Below are 737 nucleotides of genomic sequence, written 5' to 3'. Positions count from 1 at the left end.
GGAACCACATCGAGGAACACCGACAACATCGACGGCACGAAATGCACCGACGTCGCCCGCGTCGCCCCGATCAACTCCGCAAGATACAACGGATCGGCATGACCACCCGGCCGCGCCACCACCACCTGCGCACCAGACATCAACGGCGCGAACAACTCCGGAACCGACACATCAAACGTCACCGGCGTCTTCAACACCACCCGATCGCCTGCCGACCACGGATATTCGCCCAGTCCCCACCACAACCTGTTGAGCACGGAACGGTGCGAGACGGTGACACCCTTCGGCCGACCCGTCGACCCCGACGTGAACAACGTGTACAACGCCGCATCACCCGACAACGACCCCAACCGCTCACCATCAGACACCGCAGCCACCGACACATCCACCGACCCCGACGCATCCACCTCAACCACCCGCACACCATCACCCAACTCCACCACCGCCGCAGGCACCGCACCCGCAGCAACCACCACCACACCCACCCCAGCAGTACCCACCATGTACTCCACCCGCTCCACCGGCGCCTGAGTATCCAACGGCACATACTGACCACCCGCAGCAACCACCGCATGAATAGCCACCACAAACTCCACCGACCGCTCCAACGACACCCCCACCGCCACCTCAGGCCCCACACCCACACCCACACCAATCAACTCACGCGCCAACACCGCCACCCGCGCACCAAACTCCGCATACGACACCACCCGACCCTCACACCACAACGCAGGCGC

General features: G+C 64.2%; 1 protein-coding gene. It reads right to left on the bottom strand.

Annotated features, from left to right (window positions below; all coding sequences use genetic code 11):
• The coding region (locus tag A5777_RS14370; protein ID WP_156529387.1) for an AMP-binding protein at positions 1-737 on the bottom strand (737 nt) is incomplete at both ends.

Origin of the sequence: Gordonia sp. 852002-10350_SCH5691597 (assembly GCF_001665715.1) — a bacterium.
Lineage (GTDB): Bacteria > Actinomycetota > Actinomycetes > Mycobacteriales > Mycobacteriaceae > Gordonia > Gordonia sputi.
The sequence above is the reverse complement of the archived record's forward strand: the minus strand, read 5'-3'. Positions and strand labels throughout refer to the sequence as shown.